20 protein-coding genes and 2 pseudogenes are annotated in these 18,640 nt (G+C 73.1%); 12 read left to right on the plus strand and 10 right to left on the minus strand.

The window, feature by feature from the left end:
• Positions 1–2: 2 nt before the first annotated feature.
• Complete coding sequence (locus EES41_RS31885; RefSeq protein ID WP_123081409.1) at positions 3–356, minus strand: VOC family protein; 354 nt, start codon at positions 354–356, stop codon at positions 3–5.
• Positions 357–420: 64 nt separating this feature from the next.
• Entirely contained in the window at positions 421–1,368 is a 948-nt protein-coding gene (locus EES41_RS31890) for a DMT family transporter (RefSeq protein ID WP_123081410.1), read from the minus strand.
• Between the two features lie 29 nt (positions 1,369–1,397).
• On the opposite strand from EES41_RS31890, the gene EES41_RS31895 reads away from it, so the two are divergent.
• From EES41_RS31895 to EES41_RS31910, 4 genes are all read left to right on the plus strand, one after another.
• A complete protein-coding gene (locus EES41_RS31895; RefSeq protein WP_123081411.1) occupies positions 1,398–2,939 on the plus strand; it encodes a PLP-dependent aminotransferase family protein in 1,542 nt (513 codons plus the stop codon).
• 178 nt (positions 2,940–3,117) lie between these two features.
• Positions 3,118–3,582, plus strand: a complete 465-nt coding sequence (locus EES41_RS31900) for an LAETG motif-containing sortase-dependent surface protein (RefSeq protein ID WP_123081412.1) — start codon at positions 3,118–3,120, stop codon at positions 3,580–3,582.
• An 8-nt stretch (positions 3,583–3,590) separates the two neighbouring features.
• Complete coding sequence (locus tag EES41_RS31905) at positions 3,591–4,265, plus strand: RNA polymerase sigma factor (protein ID WP_254211639.1); 675 nt, start codon at positions 3,591–3,593, stop codon at positions 4,263–4,265.
• A complete protein-coding gene (locus tag EES41_RS31910) occupies positions 4,262–4,852 on the plus strand; it encodes a hypothetical protein (RefSeq protein WP_123081413.1) in 591 nt (196 codons plus the stop codon). Before EES41_RS31905 ends, EES41_RS31910 begins: the two co-directional genes overlap by 4 nt.
• Positions 4,853–4,925: 73 nt before the next feature.
• Here the strand turns inward: EES41_RS31910 and EES41_RS31915 are convergent, their stop codons facing one another.
• The 4 genes from EES41_RS31915 to EES41_RS31925 all read right to left on the minus strand — a co-directional run bounded on the left by EES41_RS31915 (position 4,926) and on the right by EES41_RS31925 (position 7,936).
• A complete protein-coding gene (locus EES41_RS31915) occupies positions 4,926–5,771 on the minus strand; it encodes an endo alpha-1,4 polygalactosaminidase (RefSeq protein ID WP_123081414.1) in 846 nt (281 codons plus the stop codon).
• An 82-nt stretch (positions 5,772–5,853) separates the two neighbouring features.
• The gene (locus EES41_RS43245) at positions 5,854–6,111 is read right to left on the minus strand and encodes an ATP-binding protein (protein ID WP_254211640.1); all 258 of its coding nucleotides are present in this window, start codon (positions 6,109–6,111) and stop codon (positions 5,854–5,856) included.
• Positions 6,039–7,217: a HAMP domain-containing sensor histidine kinase gene (locus EES41_RS31920; RefSeq protein ID WP_254211641.1), complete on the minus strand. Its 1,179-nt coding sequence runs from the start codon at positions 7,215–7,217 to the stop codon at positions 6,039–6,041. The genes EES41_RS43245 and EES41_RS31920 overlap by 73 nt, the downstream gene beginning before the upstream one ends.
• On the minus strand, positions 7,214–7,936 hold the full coding sequence (locus EES41_RS31925) for a response regulator transcription factor (RefSeq protein WP_123081415.1): 723 nt from the start codon (positions 7,934–7,936) through the stop codon (positions 7,214–7,216). The genes EES41_RS31920 and EES41_RS31925 overlap by 4 nt, the downstream gene beginning before the upstream one ends.
• A gap of 113 nt (positions 7,937–8,049) precedes the next feature.
• Between EES41_RS31925 and EES41_RS43250 the strand changes: the two are divergent.
• Positions 8,050–8,229, plus strand: a pseudogene (locus tag EES41_RS43250) (VOC family protein); the annotation flags it as partial.
• Between the two features lie 22 nt (positions 8,230–8,251).
• Here EES41_RS43250 and EES41_RS31935 read toward each other — a convergent pair.
• Entirely contained in the window at positions 8,252–9,460 is a 1,209-nt protein-coding gene (locus tag EES41_RS31935) for an IS110 family transposase (RefSeq protein WP_164495729.1), read from the minus strand.
• Positions 9,461–9,666: 206 nt separating this feature from the next.
• On the opposite strand from EES41_RS31935, the gene EES41_RS31940 reads away from it, so the two are divergent.
• A complete protein-coding gene (locus EES41_RS31940; protein WP_254211642.1) occupies positions 9,667–10,035 on the plus strand; it encodes a VOC family protein in 369 nt (122 codons plus the stop codon).
• 9 nt (positions 10,036–10,044) lie between these two features.
• Here EES41_RS31940 and EES41_RS31945 read toward each other — a convergent pair whose 3' ends face one another.
• The gene (locus EES41_RS31945; protein ID WP_123081416.1) at positions 10,045–10,509 is read right to left on the minus strand and encodes a MarR family winged helix-turn-helix transcriptional regulator; all 465 of its coding nucleotides are present in this window, start codon (positions 10,507–10,509) and stop codon (positions 10,045–10,047) included.
• Positions 10,510–10,665: 156 nt separating this feature from the next.
• Here EES41_RS31945 and EES41_RS31950 point away from each other — a divergent pair, with 156 nt between their 5' ends.
• The 3 genes from EES41_RS31950 to EES41_RS31960 all read left to right on the plus strand — a co-directional run bounded on the left by EES41_RS31950 (position 10,666) and on the right by EES41_RS31960 (position 14,187).
• Positions 10,666–11,901, plus strand: a complete 1,236-nt coding sequence (locus EES41_RS31950; RefSeq protein WP_123081417.1) for an MFS transporter — start codon at positions 10,666–10,668, stop codon at positions 11,899–11,901.
• A gap of 52 nt (positions 11,902–11,953) precedes the next feature.
• Positions 11,954–12,412, plus strand: coding sequence for a heme-binding protein (locus EES41_RS31955; RefSeq protein WP_123081418.1), 459 nt, complete (start codon positions 11,954–11,956; stop codon positions 12,410–12,412).
• A gap of 167 nt (positions 12,413–12,579) precedes the next feature.
• Positions 12,580–14,187 (plus strand): glycoside hydrolase family 20 protein, encoded by a 1,608-nt coding sequence (locus tag EES41_RS31960; protein ID WP_123081419.1) that lies wholly within the window; start codon positions 12,580–12,582, stop codon positions 14,185–14,187.
• A gap of 17 nt (positions 14,188–14,204) precedes the next feature.
• On the opposite strand, the gene EES41_RS31965 is transcribed toward EES41_RS31960, so the two are convergent.
• Positions 14,205–15,050 (minus strand): endonuclease I family protein, encoded by an 846-nt coding sequence (locus tag EES41_RS31965; protein WP_123081420.1) that lies wholly within the window; start codon positions 15,048–15,050, stop codon positions 14,205–14,207.
• Positions 15,051–15,494: 444 nt separating this feature from the next.
• Between EES41_RS31965 and EES41_RS41675 the strand changes: the two genes are divergently transcribed.
• Entirely contained in the window at positions 15,495–16,064 is a 570-nt protein-coding gene (locus tag EES41_RS41675) for a hypothetical protein (protein ID WP_164495998.1), read from the plus strand.
• Between the two features lie 166 nt (positions 16,065–16,230).
• Here EES41_RS41675 and EES41_RS31980 read toward each other — a convergent pair whose 3' ends face one another.
• Complete coding sequence (locus EES41_RS31980; RefSeq protein WP_123081422.1) at positions 16,231–17,037, minus strand: glutamate ABC transporter substrate-binding protein; 807 nt, start codon at positions 17,035–17,037, stop codon at positions 16,231–16,233.
• A 263-nt stretch (positions 17,038–17,300) separates the two neighbouring features.
• Between EES41_RS31980 and EES41_RS31985 the strand changes: the two genes are divergently transcribed.
• Both EES41_RS31985 and EES41_RS41680 read left to right on the plus strand, forming a co-directional pair.
• Positions 17,301–18,395: a hypothetical protein gene (locus EES41_RS31985; RefSeq protein WP_123081423.1), complete on the plus strand. Its 1,095-nt coding sequence runs from the start codon at positions 17,301–17,303 to the stop codon at positions 18,393–18,395.
• A gap of 154 nt (positions 18,396–18,549) precedes the next feature.
• Positions 18,550–18,622: pseudogene (locus tag EES41_RS41680) on the plus strand.
• Positions 18,623–18,640: the final 18 nt, after the last annotated feature.

Below are 18,640 nucleotides of genomic sequence, written 5' to 3' on the forward strand. Positions count from 1 at the left end.
CCTCAGGCGGGCTGCCACAGCTCGACCCGGTTGCCCTCGGGATCGGTGACCCAGCCGAACCGGCCGACACCCTCCATGTCCTGGGTGTCCCCGGCCACGTCGGCCCCCTTGGCGCGCAGTTGCGCGAGCATCGCGTCCAGGTCGCGGACCCGGAAGTTGAGCATGGTGTGCTGCGCGCGGGACCCGAAGTAGTCGGTCCCGGACTCGAACGTCGCGAACACCGTCGGCCCGGTTTCCTGCTGCCACAGGCCGTGCTCGTCGACGTCCAGGCCCAGGCACTCGCGGTACCAGGCGCCGAGGGCCGCCGGGTCGGCCGCCCGCATGAAGTAGCCACCGATTCCAAGTACGCGTTCCATGCGGCCATCCTGCCAGGACCGGCGGCGGCCGGGCGGCCCGGCGCCACCGGCCGGCCCCGGGCCCTCAAGGGGCCGGACGCGCCGCGGGTTCCCGCAGTCCCGCCGCCAGCCCGGCGACGACCACGGCCAGGCCCAGCCACACCGCCGGCCCCGGTACCCCGCCGCCCGCGCACACCCCGGCGCCGGCCGCGGCGAGCGGGGCGACACCGGTCAGCAGCCCGGCCCGGCCGGAGCCGACCGCGGCCACGGTGCGGTACCAGAGCAGGAACGCCACCGCCGTCACCATCACGGCCAGGTACCCGGCGGCCGCCCACTGCCGCGGGCCCAGCTCCGCGAGGTCCGCCGGGCGCTCGCAGAGCAAGGTGAGCCCCGCCAGCATCACCGCCCCCAGCCACACCGCGTGCAGCGACACCCCCCACGCGCCGTGCCGCCGCAGCACCGGCACCGCGAGCAGCGTGAACCCCGCCTCGCAGCCCAGCGCGAGCGCGGCCCACGCCACCCCGGCGGCGTCCGTCCGGCCGGTCCCCTCCACCAGGACGGCCCCGGCCACCACGACCGGGGCGGCCAGCAGGATCCGGCGGCTGGGCCGGCGGCCCTCCAGGAGCGGGCCGATCACCCCGAGGAGGACCGGCACGGAGGCCACCGCGACCGCGATGACGGCCGGTTCGGCGTGCGCGACACCGCGTACGACGGCCACGTTGAACAGCACCAGACCCGTCGCGGCGATCCCCGCCAGCCACAGCCACTCCCGGCCGCGCGGGCGCAGCACCGGCACCCGGGCGGCCCGGGCGAGGGCGAACAGGATCAGCGCGGCGGCCGCGTACCGGACGGCCTGGGTGGCGAACAGCGGGGCGTCGACCAGCGAGCGGGAGACGGTGACGCTGCTGCCGACCAGCGCCATGCCGGCGATCCCGGGCGCGAGGTCGCGCAGCGCGGCGGACGGGGCTGCTACGGGGGCTGACGCGGAAACGGATACGGGCGCGGGCGCGGGGTGGGTGGTCAGTGGCTCCATACCGTCGAGCCTGGGCCCAGAATGGACCCATGAGCAGGTCCAATGAACCTCTGTTCCAGGGGTCCAAAACGCGCTCCGCAACGGGCTCCGCGACCGGGTCCGCAACCGGGTCCGCCCTCCTCGGCGGCTCGGACTTCCTTCAGCTCGACCCCGGCCGGGCCCCCGCCGGCGGCCGCACCGAGTGGCTCGCCGGGCGACTGCGCGCCGCGATCGCCGACGGCACGCTCCCGGTCGGCACCCGGCTGCCCGCCAGCCGGGTCCTCGCCGCCGAACTCGGCGTCTCGCGCGGCCTGGTCACCGAGGCCTACCAGCGGCTGGCCGAGACCGGCCAGGTCGCGGGGCGCGGCCGGGCCGGCACCGTGGTCGTCGCGGCCCCGCCGCCCGCACCGGCCGGGCCCGTGCGCACCCCGGCCCGCGGCGGCCTGGTAGACGCGCTGCGCGCCGAGCCCTGCCGGATCGACCTCTCGCCCGGCGTACCCGACCTGACCGCCTTCCCCCGTACCGCCTGGCTGCGAGCGGAACGCCGGGTCCTCGGCGGACTCACCCCGGCCGACTTCGGCTACGGCGATCCGCAGGGCGCGCCGGCGCTGCGGGAGGCGGTGGCCGGCTGGCTGGCCCGCAACCGCGGCATCCGGGCCGACCCCGACGAGGTGGTGATCGTCGCCGGGGTCGCCCAGGCACTGGCGCTCCTCGCGCAGGTGCTCCGCGAGGACGGGGTCCGGCGGGTCGCGGTGGAGGACCCCGGCTCGCTCGGCGCCCGGCAGCAACTGGACTACGGGCGGCTGTCCACGGCGCCGGTACGGGTGGACGCGTCCGGGCTGGACGTGGCCGCGCTGCGGGCCGGCGGGGCCGGGGCGGTCCTGCTGACGCCGGCTCACCAGTTCCCGACCGGGGTCGTCCTCGACGGCGAACGCCGCCGGGAACTGCTGGGCTGGGCGGCCGCGGGGGGCGTGGTCATCGAGGACGACTACGACGCCGAGCACCGCTACGACCGCGCGCCCGTACCCGCGCTGAAGGCGCTGCTGCCCGAGCGGGTCTGCTACACGGGCAGCGTGTCCAAGCTGCTCGCGCCCGCGCTCCGGCTGGGCTGGCTGCTGGCCCCGCCCCGGTACCGGGACGCCGTGGTGGAGGCCAAACGGTACGCGGACCTCGGCAACGCGGTCCTGGCCCAGCTGGTGCTGGCCGACCTGATGGACTCCGGGGAGCTGGAACGCCACCTGCGCTTCGTGCGGCGGCGCCACCGCGGCCGCCGGGACGCGATGCTGCGGGCCGTCGCCGCCCACCTGCCGGGCGCCCGCGTGCACGGCGCGGCGGCGGGGCTGCACCTGATGGTCACCTTCGACGAGGACGGCTTCGAGGACGGCTTCGAGGACACCGCCCTCGCCTCGGCGGCCCTCGCTCTCGGCGTCAAGGCGCACCCCCTGTCCTGGCACCGCCTGCGGCCGGGCCCGCCGGGGCTGATCCTCGGCTACGCGGCGGGCCCGGTCAGCGAGATCGAGGAGGGCGTCGCGCTCCTCGGCGAAGCCCGCGACCGGCTCTCCCGGATCTCCCGGCGCACGCGGCGAAGCTGACGCCGGGTCAAGGCAGGCCTTTCCGGCCCGGACTTGTGGCCGCCCTCGCCGACCGGCCGGCGAAGGCGGCGAAAAGTTTTTTCTCCCGGGCGGCAACCTCCGGCGGGGTCGCGCGTCGTGCGGGGGTGAAGGGCGTGATCCGCGCCCCTCACCGACCGTGGAGAACCGGAGAACCACCGTGAAGAACCTGAAGAGCGTCCCCTCGACCGCCCGCCGGGCGGCGGCCGTCACCACCGCCGTCGCCGGAGTGGCCATCGCTCTCGCGGCCGGGCCGGCCTTCGCCGCCACGGGACCGTCCGCCAGCCCGACGCCGCCCGGCGCGAGCGCGAGCCCGTCGCCCTCCGTCAGCGTCCCGCCGCGCGGCACGCCCACCCCCACCCCCAGCCGCAGCGCCGCGCCGTCGTCCGCCCCGTCTCCGTCGGTGAGCGCCGTCCCGGGCTCCGCCGCGCCCTCCCCGGCGCCGACCCCGCCGGGCGCCACCCCGTCCGCCTCGCCCAGTGCCGCCCCCGGCGGATCCGGCTCCTCCGAGCTCGCGCATACTGGCTCCTCCACCACCACCATGGCCCTCGGCGCCGGCGCCGCCGGGCTCATCGCGGTCGGTGCCGGCGCCCTGTACACCGTGCGGCGCCGCGTCAGCAGCTGAGGAATCCTGTGCTCCACCTCGTCTCAACCGCAGGCCCCCTCGCTCCCGGTCACGGCCGGGAGCGGCGGGGCCCGTGGTGGTGGCTGCTGCGCCGAGAGCGTTCCGCCCCGGCCGCCGAGCCCCAGCCGCGCCGGTTCTCGTACACCTACGACCCGGGCCACGAAGGCACCGGCCCCGGACACGGGGAGAGCGGGCAGCCGCCCACGGTCAGCGCGCTCTACCACGCGCACCGGTTGCGCATGGTGCGCCTCGCGGTGCTGCTCGTCGACGACCCGGCCACCGCCGAGGACGTGGTGCAGGACGCCTTCACCGCCCTGTACCGGCGGCACGGGGAGAACATCACGGAGGTGGACAACGCGCTGGGCTACCTGCGCACCGCCGTGGTGAACACCTCCCGTTCCGTGCTGCGCCGCAGACGGACGGCGCGCGCGTGGACCCCGCCCGCCGCCGTCGACGTACCGTCCGCCGAGGCGCACGTCGTCCTCGACGAGGCGCACCGCGAAGTGCTCGCCGCCCTGGGGCGGCTGACCCCCCGCCGGCGGCAGGTGCTGGTGCTGCGCTACTGGGCCGACCTGAGCGAGGCGGAGATAGCCGACACGCTCGGCATCAGCCGGGGCGCCGTCAAATCGAACGCGAGCCGGGGGCTGGACGCGCTGGAACGGATCCTGGAGGGACGGATATGACCTCGTACGGCGAATCGCCGGGCGGCCACCCGGCCGAGCGCCCCGTCGAGCGGCGGCTGCGCCGGGCGCTGGCCGCGCGGGCGGCCGAGATCACCGTGCGCGACCTGCGTCCCGCCGATCCGCCGGGACCCCGCGCGCGCGGCTCCCGCCCCGCGTGGCTGCGGGCGTACGGGACGCGCCGCTTCGTGCTGCCCATGGCGGCCGGGCTGGCCGCGGCGGCCACGGTGATCGGGTACGTCGTCCTCGCGCCCGGGGCCGCCCCGGCCCGCCCGGAGCCGCCCGCCGCCCCGCCCGAGATCAGCACCCCCGGTCCCACACCGGGATCGAGCACGCCGACGCCGGGAGCGTCGCCGTCGCCGTCTCCGACGCCCGGGGGGAGCCGGACACCGCCGGGCCCCTCCGTGTCCTCCTCGCCGTCGGGGCTGCCGTCGCGCTCGCCCGCCCCGCCCTCGCGGGCCCCGTCGCCGTCGGGCTCCCCGTCCGGCCCCGCCCGGTCCTCGTCCCCGTCGTTCTCGCTGCCGCCCACCGGCACCGGCACCCCGTCGGCCTCGCACAGCGCGACGAGCTCGCGCGCGCCGGGCTTGTAGCACCGGTCCCGCCGGGCACGCCGCAGCGGCCTCTCCCGCAGGGGGGCGGGAGAGGCCGGGACCGGGGAGGGGGTCAGCAGGTGCGGAAGCGGTACGCCTTGGAGCCGGGGGCCGTCACGTCCAGGTCGCGCTGGACGACGGAGAGCTTGGAGCCCCAGGCGGAGCAGGCCTTGCCGTAGCCGGAGTTCTGGTACTCGATGACGAACACGCGGTTCGCGTAGGCCTTCGCGAAGTCGCCGCACTCGTCGTACTGGCCGCACTCCTCGGCGACGGCGAAGTCGAAGCCGATCTTCGTCCGGTCGGGGAGCAGGTCGGCGGTGTTCTTCTGGCCGATGGCGAGGCCCGCCGCGTGTGCGCGGTCGGCGAGCAGTTTCGCGAAGGCGGCGTTGTCGGCCTTCTTCAGCCGGCCGCCGGAACGGGAGAAGGAGTCCAGGTTGTCCGGCTCGACGGCCTGGTAGCCGCTGCGGGCGCAGCCGCTGATCCAGTCGCCGACGACCTTGGCGAGCCGGGTGCGCTTGTCGGCCGTCGAGGTGTCGAGGAGGGCCTCGCCCCAGTCCTCGTCGACGACCGGGCGCCGCGAGGAGTCGCGCAGTACGAGGTCGGGGTGGTTCTTCTGCCACCAGCCCAGGGCGTCGGGCTGGGCCTGGAAGGCGTTGATGTAGCAGACGTTGTACAGCCCGGCGGCGGGCGGGGCGGAGCGGTCCCGGGAGACCGCGCCCACGCCCTTGGGCGGCGTGTAGGGGGCGCCGATCTGGTAGTCGAAGGACACGTTCGCCGCGGGGAGGCGGGGGGAGGCGGCCTGGCCTGCGGAGGCCTGGGAGAGCATCAGGCCCGCTCCGACGGCGACGGCGACGCCCGCGGCGGCCGCGGCCAGGGTGGCCTTGCGGCGCGGGAACGGGGTCGTGGAGTGTTTCGGCACACGTTCTCCTGTGCGAGGTGCGATGAGGTATTCGCATCCTGCGGGAGCGATCGTGAGGAATTGATGAGGTGCGGTTCAGGCCCTAAAGCCGTGTCGGGCCGCCCGCGTGGGCGGGTCCCGGGTCTCCGGGGCCCAGTGAGAGTCGGACCAGGGCGCCGCCGCCGGGGCGGAGGTCCGCCGTGAGGTCACCGCCGTGCGCGGCGGCGATCTCGGAGACCAGCGACAGGCCGATCCCGGTGCCGCCGCCCGGCGAGCGGAACCGCTCCGTCAGGGCGGGCAGGTCGGCTGCCGCGATGCCCGGGCCCCGGTCGGCCACGGCCACGGTCGCGCCGCGGACCATGACGTGCACCTCCGCGCGGCGGCGGCGGGCGCGGGGGCCGGGGTGGCGCCGTGGCGCACCGCGTTGTCGAGGAGGTTGCGGACGGCGATGCGGACGAGCGCCGGGTCCGCGGTGACCACGGACGCGTCGAGGGAGGTGGTCAGCACGTGGGGGCCGGCCGCCAGTTCCTCGCAGGCCTGCTCGACCAGCTGGTCGAGCCGCAGGGGGACGGCCCGCAGGTCCGGCCCGGCGGTCTGGAGGCGGCCGCGGGTGAGGACGTTGTCGACGACGTCCGTGAGGCGCTCGGTGGCCCGGCGGATGCGCGGCAGGTGCGGGCCCGGGCCGCGCGGGTCGGTGCCCGCGAGGTCGACCGAGCTGCGCATCACCGCGACCGGGGTCCGCAGCTCGTGGGCGGCATCGGCGAGGATGCGCTCCTGCGCCTCCAGCGACTGCCAGGCCGGCCGCAGGCTGCGGCCGGACAGCAGGTGTCCCGTCGCGGCGGCCAGGGCGGTGAGCAGCCCGGCTCCGACGAGGACGGAGGCGGCCAGCCGGCGGTGCTCGGCCATCCACTGGGACGGGTCGCCGACGACCACGACCGCGCCGCGCACCTCCTGCGTCTCGTCGTGGTGGAAGGGGCGGGCCAGCAGGTAGGCGGCGGCGCCCCGGGAGTCGGGTGCCTCGGTCCGTACGGTGTCGTCGCGGTCCATCGCGGTGCGGGCGAGCGCGGCCAGCCGGCCCTCGGCCACGGCGGGGTGGGCCGGTCCGGGGGAGGTGAAGACCAGGCGCAGCGTGCCGCCGGGTGTCGCGTGCAGCACCCGTACGCGGGGGGCGCCGCGGGTGGCTTCGTCGTCGTAGAGGCCGTCGAGCTGGAGGCCGTCGTCCGTGTAGTAGATCAGCGAGGTGCTGACGGCGGCGCGCTGGTCCATCTCGTCGTAGGCGGCGGCGCGCCAGGAGCGCTCGTCGGTGCGGATCACCATCCAGGACAGCGCGCTGACGCCGGCCAGGGTGATGAGGGTGTAGGCGAGGGTCAGCCTGAGCTGGAGCCGCCGCAGGCGTCTGTGGGCGGGCGACCGCCGGCGGCCGGCCCGTCCGCGGGCCGTCTTCGGCGTCCGCGCGGCACCGGTCACCGGGGGGCCCGGCGGCCGCCGGGGGCGGGGCCGTCGCCGTCGTCGCCTTCGTGGTGGTCTTCGCCGCCGAGCAGGAAGCCGTGGCCGCGGACGGTGCGGATCAGCGGCGGCGGGCCGAGCTTGCGCCGCAGGCCGGCCACGACGGCGTCGACGACGTTCGAGACGGGGTCGGCCATCTCGTCCCAGCAGTGCTCGACCAGCGCGGCGCGGGTGACCACCGTCTCCCGGTGGACGAGCAGGTGCCGCAGGACGGCGTACTCCTTGTGGGTCAGGGTGAGCAGGATCCCGTCCCGCCGGACCTCGCGGCGGGCCGCGTCCAGCTCCAGGCCGGCGTGGCGGAGGTGGACGGGGAGCCGGTTCCCCGCGCGCCGGGCCAGGCTGCCGACCCGCATCACGAGCTCCTCCATGGCGAAGGGCTTGGGGAGGTAGTCGTCGGTGCCGGAGCGGAAGCCGGCGACCCGGTCGGAGAGGGTGTGCAGCGCGGTGAGGCAGAGCACGGGGGTCGTCCAACCGGAGCGGCGCCGGTGTTCCAGGGCGGGGAGGGTGTCCCCGGAGGGCAGCATGCGGTCCAGGACGACGCAGTCGTAGGCGTTCAGGTCGAGCAGGAAGTCCGCCTCCGGCCAGTCGTGGGCGCCGTCGACCGCGTAACCGGCGGCCTTGAGGCCGGCCGCCACGACCTCGCGGAGGTCGGGTTCGTCCTCGACCAGGAGTACGCGCATGTGCTGTCCGCCCTTTGGTTCGCGCTGAACGGGAGGACATAGTAAACAAGCCGTGGCCATTGCTTGACCCTCGGTGTCGCGCCCGCCGCCAGGGCAGGGTCGACGGCGGCCCGATGTCGAGAACGTACCGTCGGCTCCGTCCCCGGGACATCGGCGGCCACCACCGGCCGCACGCGGAAGAAGGAGAGATCGGCATGCCGATTCAGCGGATGGACAACGTCGGCATCGTCGTCGAGGACATGGACGCCGCCGTCGCGTTCTTCGTGGAACTCGGTATGGAGCTGGAGGGCAGGGGGGGTGCCCCTATGGGTTTGGTCAAGGTGATGGGGCGGGTTGTGGTTCGTAGAAGGTGCCGTCTCGGAGCATGGCGAACAGGACGTCGGCTCGTCGTCGGGCGAGGCAGAGGAGGGCTTGGGTGTGGTGCTTGCCCTGGCTGATCTTCTTGTCGTAGTAGGCCCGGGATCGTGGGTCGGCGAGGGCGGCGAAAGCGGAGAGGAAGAAGGCCCGTTTGAGCTGCTTGTTTCCTCTCCGGGAGGGTTGTTCGCCGCGGATGGAGGAGCCGGAGCTGCGGGTCGTTGGGGCGAGGCCGGCGTAGGCGGCGAGGTGGGCGGCGGAAGGGAAGCTGGATCCGTCGCCGACGTCGATGAGGATGCGGGCTCCGGTCCTGACGCCGATCCCCGGCATGGACGTCAGGACCTTGGAAAGAGGGTGGTTCTCCAGCAGTTCCTCGATCCGAGCGGCGAGGAGTTTTCGCTGGTCAAGCACTGCCTGGAGAGAGTTGGCGAGGCTGGGAACAATCAATGTGGCCGCGTCCGTGCCCGGGACGATGACGGTCTGCTCGTCCAGAGCCGTGAAGATGTCGTCGACGAGACGCTCCGCCATCCGCGGGGCCTTCGGACGTATCAGCGTCACGAGCCGACGGCGTCCGGCCTTGCGGATCTGGGCCGGGGATCCGAACTGGTTGAGGAGCTTGAGCACGGCCGGGTGCTGGACTCGTGGGCCCAGGACCCGTTCCAGGGACGGGTGGATCTGCGTGAGAAGGCCCCGCAGGCGGTTGCTGATCCTCGTCGCTTCGCCGGCCAGGTCGTCGTCGAAGCCGACGATCATCTCGAGCTCGGCGATGGTCTCTTCTTCGCGGTCGACCGAGCGGAGAGTGTGGGGCATGACGCGGGCTGCGTCCGCGATGACGAACGCGTCGCGGGCATCGGTCTTGGCCTCGCCCGGATAGAGATCGGCGATCCGCCTCATCGTCAGCCCCGGCAGATAGGCCACCGGGCAGCCCATGTCCCGGGCCACTGCCAGTGGCAGAGCTCCGATCGAGGCCGGCTGGTCCACGACCACCAGCACGGTTCCGTGCTTGGCCTGCAGTTTCCCGAATACCTCGCGGAGCTTGGGTTCGCTGTTGGGCATCCGTTTGTCGAAGGCCTTCTTCCCGGCCGGGGTGACGGCGGTGGCGTGGTGTTCGCCCTTGCCGACGTCCAGGCCTAGGAAGGCGCCGATGCCGCTGATTTCGATCACGTGCATCCTCCGGTCGTCCCCGTCGCCCGGCCGTCCCACGGCACCGATCGCCACATCCACATTACGAAGAGCCTCCCGACCTGCGGAAAGGCCGGTGGTCATGCCCCTAATCAGCGGTCTGTCGATGCCTCCGGAGCCGGTGACACCACCCCCCAAGCCATGCGATCGACAGGGGGAGAAAGTCATGCCAACTCCGGAGGCCGGGCGCCCCATTGCGGGGCAACCAAAACGGTAATGGGGGGGCGGTCGAGGGCCTCTTCGCCGACCAGTGCACCGGACTCGACGGCGTCCGCTGTGACATCGCGATGCTCCGTACCCCGGACGGTCACAGCCGGCTCGAACTGGCGAAGTACCGCAGCCCCGCGGCCATCAGCGGCGGACCGCGCAACCGGCCGCACAACATCCTGGGCACGCACCGCGTCATGTTCGCCGTCGACGACATCGAGGACACCGTGGCCCGCCTGCGCCCGCACGGCGCCGAACTCGTCGGCGAGATCGCCCGGTTCGAGGACAGCTACCTGCTCTGCTACCTCCGCGGCCCGGAGGGCTTCATCGTCGGACTGGCCGAGCAGCTGCGCTGAGCCCCACCGTCACGCCCGACCGTCGCGGTGCGTGTTCTCCACGGCGGCGACCAGCGGGGCCAGCTTCGGGTCCCGGGCGGCCTCGTCGAGCGCCTCCCGCAGCGCGGCGTCGTTCGTGGGCCGCGCGGCGGCCAGCAGGGCCAGGCCCGCCTCGCTCACGTCGGTGTAGATGCCGCGCCGGTCGGTATCGCAGATGTAGCGGTTCAGCAGCCCGCGGTCCTCCAGCCGGCTGACCAGGCGCGTCGTGGCGCTCTGGCTGAGCACCACCGACTCGGCGACCTGCTGCATGCGCAGGTGGCCGCCGATGCCGCTGTGCTGCCGGCTCAGGACGTCCAGCAGCGAGTACTCGCGCACGCTCAGGTCGTGCCCGCCCTGGAGCGCCCGCTCGATGTGCGTCTCGATCCGGCCGTGCAGGAGGGAGAGGGCGCACCAGCCCTGGGAGAGGGCGGTGGTGGCGCTGTCCGTGACCGTCATGGACTCCTCCTTCTGAGCTTGTCCCACCAGGATAGGCCACTACCGCAATAGCCCGCGCTTGCAATTAAACGGCGTCTGCAACTAATGTGGACGCTCGTAAGCCGCGAAAGCAACCGAATGCGGCGTTGCGCAGCCTCCCTGAAAGACACCTCCCTCATGCCTCTCGCACTCCTCGCCCTCGCCATCGGAGCCTTCGGGATCGGAACCACCGAGTTCGTGATCATGGGCCTGCTCCCCGAGGTCGCCGCCGACTACGGCGTCACCATCCCCACCGCCGGCTTCCTGGTCACCGGGTACGCCCTCGGTGTCGTCCTCGGCGCCCCCCTGATGACCGTCCTCGGCACCCGCGTCCCCCGCAAGCGGATGCTGATGCTCCTGATGGGCCTGTTCATCGCCGGCAACGTGCTCTCCGCGCTCGCCCCCGCCTTCGGCGTCATGCTGGCCGGGCGCGTCGTCGCCTCCCTCGCCCACGGCGCCTTCTTCGGCATCGGCTCCGTCGTCGCCGCCGGGCTCGTCGCCCCCGAGAAGAAGGCCGGTGCGATCGCCATGATGTTCACCGGTCTCACCGTGGCCAACGTCGTCGGCGTCCCGCTCGGCACCCTCGTCGGCCAGACCGCGGGCTGGCGCCTGACGTTCCTCATCGTCGCCGCCCTCGGCGTCCTCGGCCTGTTCGGCATCGCCAAGCTGGTCCCCGAGCTGCCCCGGCCCGAGGGCGTCCGGATCCGCCACGAGCTGGCCGCGTTCCGCAACGTCCAGGTGCTGCTCGCCATGGCGATGACCGTGCTCGGCTTCGGCGGGGTCTTCGCCGCGATCACGTACATCACCCCGATGATGACCAACGTCGCCGGCTTCGCCGACACCTCCGTCACCTGGCTGCTCGTGCTCTTCGGCCTCGGCATGGTCGCCGGCAACCTGATCGGCGGCCGGTTCGCCGACCGGGCGCTGATGCCGATGCTGTACGTGTCCCTGGGCGCGCTGGCCGTCGTACTGGCCGTGTTCACCCTCACCGCCCACACGAAGGCCGGCGCCGCCGTCACCGTCGTGCTGATCGGGGCGCTGGGCTTCGCGACCGTGCCGCCGCTGCAGAAGCGCGTCCTCGACCAGGCGGCGGGCGCCCCGACCCTGGCCTCCGCCGTCAACATCGGCGCCTTCAACCTCGGCAACGCGCTCGCCGCCTGGCTGGGCGGGCTCGTCATCGCCGCCGGGCTCGGCTGGACCGCCCCGAACTGGGTCGGCGCCGCGCTGGCCGCCTCCGCGCTGGTCCTCGCCCTGGTCTCCGGCGCGCTGGAACGCCGTACGGCCGCAACCCGAACGCACCCGGGCGGCGCCGGCGGCAGCGGCGGCCCGGCCGTCGCCGCCCCGGCGGCCGGGGCCGTGCCGGCCCGTCACTGACCCGCCACTGACCTGCCACCTCCCCACCCCGCACTCCACAGGAGAGTCCCGCATGTCCCGCACCACCGTCCGTACCGCCCGCCGTACCGCAGTCGCCCCGCTGACCACCGAGGACGCCGAGCTCCTCGTCGCCGCCGCCGCCGACGCCGCCGAGCGCGCCGGGGTCACGGTCAGCGTCACCGTCCTCGACGCCGGCGGCCACCCGCTCGCCTTCCGCCGGGACGACCGGGCCGTGCTGATCTCCGGCGAGACCAGCACCCGCAAGGCCTTCACCGCCCTCCAGCTGGACACCCCGACCGCCGGCCTCGTCGACGCCGTCCAGCCCGGCGGGCCCTTCCACACCCTGCCCACCGCCCTCGACCGGCCGCTGCTCTTCATCGCGGGCGGCCTGCCCGTCCACCGCGACGGGCGCCTCATCGGCGCGATCGGCGTGGGCGGCGGCGCCCCCGACCAGGACCACGGGTTCGCGGCCGAGGCGCTCGCCGCGCTCGACGGCGCGACCGAGGGCTGACCGGGCGCCGACCGGGAAACCGGCCGCGGCGCCCCGGCGCCCCGGGTCGCGCCGACGTGTCCCCCGTGCCAGGTTGGGTACGGGGGACACACGGGCATGACGAACGGTCCCGCGAAAGCCCGACGCGGCCGATGGCACCGATGACACCTATGAAACCGATACATCCGATGAACGAGCGCATACGGATCAGGAGAGGCAACGCGATCGCGACGGCCACGGTCGCCGCGCTGGTCTCCCTCGTCTCCATACCCGGCTGTACGGCGAGCCCCGCGAGGCCGGACGCCTCCCCGTCCGCCGCCACCGGCAGCCCGGCCACCGAGCCTCCCCCCTCGCCGACGCCCTCGTACCCGCTGTCCTCGGCCCCCCGCACCATCCCGGCCGTACGGGAGCACGAGGCGGCCCGCGGCCCCGGCTGGAAGCCCGCCCCCGACGCCCGCGTCGTCGTCCCGCCGGCCAACAGGGCGGCCCTCGCCGACGAGGGCAGGCTGCTCGCCGGTGAACTCGGGATCGGCTACGCCGAGGCCGCGGAACCCCGTCGCGGTGACGTCCAGCTCGCCCTGGGCGCCAAGAACTCCGGTACCCCCGAGTCGTACACCCTCACCGTGCGGGACGGGCAGGTCCGGATCACCGGCCCCGACGAGGCCGGGGTCTTCTACGGCACCCGCACCCTCAAACAGGCGGTGAAGACGGGCGGTTCGGCCCCGGAGGGAACCGTGCGCGACGCGCCCGCGAAACCGCAGCGCGGGCTCAACCTCGACATCGCCCGCAAGTTCTTCACCCCCGACTGGATCGAGGACCGGCTGCGCGAGATGGCCGACCTGAAGCTCAACCAGCTCGGCCTGCACTTCTCCGACGACCAGGCCTTCCGGATCGAATCCGCCTCGCACCCCGAGATCGTGTCCACCCCGCACCTCACCAAGGCGCAGGTGCGCGAGATCAACGCGCTCGCCGCCCGGCTGCACATCACGGTGGTCCCCGAGATCGACTCGCCCGGCCACCTCGGCGCGGTGCTGCGCGCCCACCCCGACCTACAGCTGCGCGACGTACAGGGGCGGGCGGTCAAGGGCGCCGTGGACATATCGAACCCGGCGTCGGCCAAGCTGGTGGACGATCTGCTGCGCGAGTACCAGCCGCTGTTCCCCGGCGGCGCCTGGCACTTGGGCGCCGACGAGTACCAGGCCCTGGTCTACCGCGACCCGCAGAGCTCCTTCCCACGGCTCGCGAGCGCGGCCCGGCAGCGGTACGGGCCGTCGGCGCGGGTCCAGGACCTCGCGACGGGCTGGCTGAACGACCGCGCGGACGTGGTCCGGCCGTCGGGCAAGGCGCTCAAGGCGTGGAACGACGGCTTCTTCGCGGGCGGGGTGACGAACGCGGCGAAGGACATCCAGGTCGAGTACTGGACGGGCAAGGAGAACGGCGCCCGGCCGCCGCTGGAGTACCTGAGGGAGGGCCGCAAGGTCGTCAACCTCAACGACGAGTACCTCTACTACGTGCTCGGGCAGCCCAACCAGTTCACGTACCCCACCGGCAAGCGGATCTACGAACAGTGGACCCCGCTGGTGCTGCGCGGGACGACCCCGGTGCCCGCGGCGTACGCGGACCAGATCCTGGGCGCGCGGCTCGCCGTCTGGAGCGACCTGGCCGGGGCACAGACCCAGGACCAGGTCGCGGCCGGCATCCGGCTCCCGCTGGCGGCGCTGTCCCAGAAGGTCTGGGACGCGCGCACCCCGCAGCAGCCCTGGACGGAGTTCAAGGGCCTCGCGGACCGGCTCTAGAGCCGGTCCGCACCCGGCTACCAGATGGAGTTGACCCACTCGGGGTGGTCGATGAACGGGTTCCGGTTGTGCTGGAAGGTGTCGAATATGACCTGGTTGCGACGCTGCTCGAAGGCGTCCGGCGGGTCCATCTGGTTCCACTGCTTCAGCAGGCTGATCTTGCCGAAGAGCGGGGCGGAACCGTTGTTGACCTTGTCGTTCAGCTCCAGGTCGGCGAAGCCGTCGCCGCCGTCGTAGCGCACGGCCATGTAGAGGAGCATGCGCGCCACGTCGCCCTTGACCGCGTTGCGCGGCTCGAAGGAGTCGGAGTCGGTGAAGCTGCCCGGGGCCTCGGAGACCGGGCTGCCGCCCTTGTCGAAGTCCTTGTTGCCGCGGGTGCTGTTGACGGTGACGTCCTCGGGCCGCAGGTGGTGCAGGTCCGTGCCGGGGCCCGTCGCGGTGCCGAAGTCGCCGTGGCTCTTGGCCCAGACGTGCTCGCGGTTCCAGTCGTTGGCGCCGCCGCCGTTCGTGTTCTTGGACTGTGAGCGGCCCGAGTACACGAGGATGACGTTGTTGGGGTTCGCGGGGTCCTGGTCGGTGACCTTCAGCGCGTTCCACACGCCGTCGTAGGTCACCTTGGACTGGTTCTTGATGATGTTGTGCAGCGCGGACTTCAGTGCGGCGCCGGTCTTTCCCTCGGTGCCGGTGTAGTACGCGTCGACGGCCGCGGCCGCGGTAGTGGTGGACGCGGCGGCGGCGGGGGCGGGAGCGGCGGCGTGGGGAGCCGCCGCTCGCTGCTGCCCCGCCGAGGCGGCGGCCGGTACGAGGAACAGGGCGGCCGCGGCGACGCCGGCGGCCCAGGGGGTATGACGGAGGATGCTCATGACGTGGGGGATACCTCTTCACATGCACCGCCCCCGCCTGCGGTTGGCGGGGCATCAGTGGCAGAGCGAGGGTCACATTGTCATGTGCCCAACAGGTTAAGACCATGTGTCGGAACAGGAGACTTCACCCCCGGTCCCGCGTGGGCAGTGCCTCCTCGTCGGGACGGCCACACCCCTCAACGTCCGCCCGCGCCCTGAGCGATGGGCGCACCCGCCCGGCGGTGATGAGCGCACCCGCCCGGCGCGCCCCGTCGGCCCCGCCCCGGCCGGCCGTCGCGGCATGGGCCTCGGGGGGCTTTTCTGGGTAGAATGTGCGTACTTTTATGGATATCGAAGGGTTGGCCAATCCCTCGCACACGCGGCGCCGAATCACTGATGGGACCGCTCGCCAAGGGCTGGTCAGCTGGTCAGCTGGTCATGCGTGATGTGCAGGAGATGAGCTTCGTGACCATTTCCATCCGATTCCGCCATATATCCGCCGGCGTCGCCGCGACGGGTCTGCTCGCCGGAGGAAGCCTCCTCGGGGCCGTCGGCGCCGCGTCGGCCGCGCCGACGGCGACCTCCTCCGCGGTGAGCTCGACGCACGCGGACGACAACGACAACCGTGATCGCCAGGGTGACGGCCAGGGCAACGGCCAGGGCGACGGCAACCGGCAGGGCGACGGCAACCGCCAGGGCAACGGCAACCACCAGGGCGACGGCAACGGTCAGGGCGACGGCCGTGACCAGCGCCAGGACCACCGTCAGGGCGACCGCCACGACAAGGGCGACAACGACAAGCGGAATCACAATGACCGGTGCTGGTGGGAGCGCGGTCACTGGGGCAAGACCTGGGTGAAGGGCCACCACGAGAAGGTGTGGCACCCCGGCGTCTGGCACCCCGGTTACAAGGACCACCACGGGAACTGGCACCCGGGCTGGAAGGGCAAGGGCTGGGTCGAGAGCAAGTGGGTGCCGGGCCACTCGGTCGGTCACTGGGTGCCGGGACACTGGAACTGCCACAACAAGTGGTGACCGCTCGGCGACGGCCCGGTCGTATACGGCCGCGCGCTGTACGCCGTGAGCAACTGGAGTGACGCCGTCGACGTGTTCACCCTCGGCGGGGCGGGGCGGGGCGGGGCGGCCGGCCCGGTTCGTCAAGTGGACGAAGGGTCCGGCTCCGCCACCGCCCCGACGGTCGTCAGTTGCCCGACGTGACCATGGGGGCGGGCTCGTACTTGTAGTTCGCCGGGCCGAAGTTCTTCTTCACGGCCGCTTCCCAGGAGCCGTCCGTCACCATCTTGGTGAGAGCGGCGTTGATCTTCTTCTGAAGTTCCTTGTTGCCCTTCTTGACGCCGATGCCGTAGTTCTCGTTGCTCAGGCTCAGCCCGATCAGCTTGAACTTGCCCGCGTTCTCCTTCTTGGCGGCGTACCCGGCCAGGATGGAGTTGTCGGTGGTCATGGCGTCGGCCGAGCCGTCCTGGACGGCGATGAGGCACTCCGAGTAGCCCTCCAGCTCCATCACGCTGGCCTTGGGGGCGAGGGCCTTGACCTTCTCGGCCGAGGTCGAGCCGGTGACGGAGCACAGCTTCTTGCTGTTGAGGTCCTCGGCCTTGGTGACGGAGGCGTCGTCGGCGCGGACGAGCAGGTCCTGGTGCGCGATGAAGTACGGGCCGGCGAAGTCGACCTTCTCCTTGCGCTTGTCGCTGATCGAGTAGCTGGCGGCGACGAAGTCGACCTCGTTGTACTGGATCAGCAGTTCCCGGTCGGAGCTGAAGACCTGCTTGAACTCGATCTCGTTCGCCTTGTAGCCGAGCTGCTTGGCGACGTACGTGGCCACGTCGACGTCGAAACCGGTGAAGGTGCCGTCCTGCTCGCGGAACCCGATGCCGGGCTGGTCGAACTTGACGCCGATCGCGATGGGCTCCTTGGCGTCCTCCGCACACCCGGAGGCGGTCAGGGCGACCGCGATGGTCGCGGCGACCGCACCGGCCTTGGAAACCTTCATGCTGGACTCTTTCCTCGGGAACACGGGTCACGCGGGTCGCGCGGGAATCGCGGGCAGGTTGAAACGGGTGAAACGGGTGGATCGGGAGAATTGGATAACTCGTTCACGAGCGGAACCAGGGGTTCGGCTTGGCGCGTGTATGAGGAAGCTAGGAAGGCTCCGGCGCGGTGTCACGGCATCTGAGCGAAATTTGAGGATAACGATCTGGATCTCCCGGAGGATCTTCGACGGATATGGATCTTGCAGGGAGAAGGGGGCGGGGAGTGGTGACGGGTTCGATCAGGGTCGACGGCAATACGCTGCTGCTGGGTGACGGGGTACATGTCCGTTTCATCAGGACATTGCGGCTTCCGGAATCGGGTACGCACGCATTGCCACCGAATTTGGGGGAGTTTCCCCTGCGGCGGGTCGAGGACTATCCGGACACGGTGCCGGGGGAGTGGCTCGCCAAAGGTGGCGTGATGCTGCCGGTGTACCTGCGCGAGGCGATGTGGCTGAGCTTCGGCGGGACCCGCGAGCCGGCCGCGCTCCAGGTCGGCGTGGGCAAGGTGTGCGCGGTGTCGGGCGAGCGCTGGTCGGGGCGGCTCGCGCGCGACCCGCAGAACTACGTGGTGCTGCCCCGGCAGCCGTGGCTCGACGGGATCAACTCGGGCGACGGGACGGTACGGCAGTTCGTGGCGGTGCCGCTCGGGCTCGGCGCGACGGTGGAGGGGCAGGTCACCGGCGAGGAGACCACCGGCGGGGTCCAGCTCCAGGCGTTCCCGCTCGGGCCGCAGGCGCTGGAGCGCTGGCGGGAAGGGGAGCGGGCCCGGCTGCTGCCCCCGCCGCCGCCCGCGCCGGGCGGCGGCGGGCTGTACGGGGGTCCGCCGGCTCCCTCCGGGGGTTTCGGTGGCTACGGGGCCCCGGCGCCGATGCGCGCGGCGGTCCCGGCCGCCCCGGGCGCTGCCGCGCCCGCCGCGCCCGCCGCGGCCCCGGCGATGGGGCTGGGCGTCGGCGGTTCGATGCGGCAGGAGGTCTACCGCGACGACCGGGCCCCGACCGCCTGGGCGCCGGAGCCCGCCGCGCGGGTCTTCGTCCACCTGGTCACCCCGCCGGCGTGGCGCCGCATCACCGGCGAGGAGCCGCCGCCCTCACCGGTCGACCGGGCCGCGTACACCAGGGCCGGGCTGCCCTGGTTCGACTACTACGACGAGAGCGGCCACGACCTCCCGCCGACCGGAACCCTGGGCCAGGTCAAACCGGTCGGCGACTGGCTCGGCGACGACCACACCCCCTGGACCCCGCCGACCCCGCACCAGATCACCCCGCTCGGCCCCACCCCGAGGCCGGGCAAACCCGTCCGGGACGGCGACTGGTAGCCCCGCCCGCGCCCCCTGGGGGACCGGCCGCGGGGCGTCAGGGGTGCCGCGAGGCGGAATGTCCTACAGGGGGCGTATGTCCCCATCGGTGAGCGGGAATTGGTCAAACTGGTGATCGAGTTCGGGCCAGGCGGTCGGTATGATCGCGGACAGCAAGGCCGTAGCGCAGAGGTCGTCGCGCCCACGCATCGAGCTGGAGGACGTCGGTTCGAATCCGACCGGTCTTGCGTCTTCTTCATGTCGTT

It is taken from the genome of Streptomyces sp. ADI95-16 (assembly GCF_003721495.1).
GTDB classification, from domain to species: domain Bacteria; phylum Actinomycetota; class Actinomycetes; order Streptomycetales; family Streptomycetaceae; genus Streptomyces; species Streptomyces goshikiensis.

What these genes read in the sequence shown, in the direction of transcription:
- EES41_RS31885 (WP_123081409.1), bottom strand. Translation starts at nt 356, where the DNA reads ATGGAACGCGTACTTGGAATCGGTGGCTACTTCATGCGGGCGGCCGAC.
- EES41_RS31890 (WP_123081410.1), bottom strand. Translation starts at nt 1,368, where the DNA reads ATGGAGCCACTGACCACCCACCCCGCGCCCGCGCCCGTATCCGTTTCC.
- EES41_RS31895 (WP_123081411.1), top strand. Translation starts at nt 1,398, where the DNA reads ATGAGCAGGTCCAATGAACCTCTGTTCCAGGGGTCCAAAACGCGCTCC.
- EES41_RS31910 (WP_123081413.1), top strand. Translation starts at nt 4,262, where the DNA reads ATGACCTCGTACGGCGAATCGCCGGGCGGCCACCCGGCCGAGCGCCCC.
- EES41_RS43245 (WP_254211640.1), bottom strand. Translation starts at nt 6,111, where the DNA reads ATGGTCCGCGGCGCGACCGTGGCCGTGGCCGACCGGGGCCCGGGCATC.
- EES41_RS31925 (WP_123081415.1), bottom strand. Translation starts at nt 7,936, where the DNA reads ATGCGCGTACTCCTGGTCGAGGACGAACCCGACCTCCGCGAGGTCGTG.
- EES41_RS31935 (WP_164495729.1), bottom strand. Translation starts at nt 9,460, where the DNA reads ATGCACGTGATCGAAATCAGCGGCATCGGCGCCTTCCTAGGCCTGGAC.
- EES41_RS31945 (WP_123081416.1), bottom strand. Translation starts at nt 10,509, where the DNA reads ATGACGGTCACGGACAGCGCCACCACCGCCCTCTCCCAGGGCTGGTGC.
- EES41_RS31950 (WP_123081417.1), top strand. Translation starts at nt 10,666, where the DNA reads ATGCCTCTCGCACTCCTCGCCCTCGCCATCGGAGCCTTCGGGATCGGA.
- EES41_RS31955 (WP_123081418.1), top strand. Translation starts at nt 11,954, where the DNA reads ATGTCCCGCACCACCGTCCGTACCGCCCGCCGTACCGCAGTCGCCCCG.
- EES41_RS31960 (WP_123081419.1), top strand. Translation starts at nt 12,580, where the DNA reads ATGAACGAGCGCATACGGATCAGGAGAGGCAACGCGATCGCGACGGCC.
- EES41_RS31965 (WP_123081420.1), bottom strand. Translation starts at nt 15,050, where the DNA reads ATGAGCATCCTCCGTCATACCCCCTGGGCCGCCGGCGTCGCCGCGGCC.
- EES41_RS31980 (WP_123081422.1), bottom strand. Translation starts at nt 17,037, where the DNA reads ATGAAGGTTTCCAAGGCCGGTGCGGTCGCCGCGACCATCGCGGTCGCC.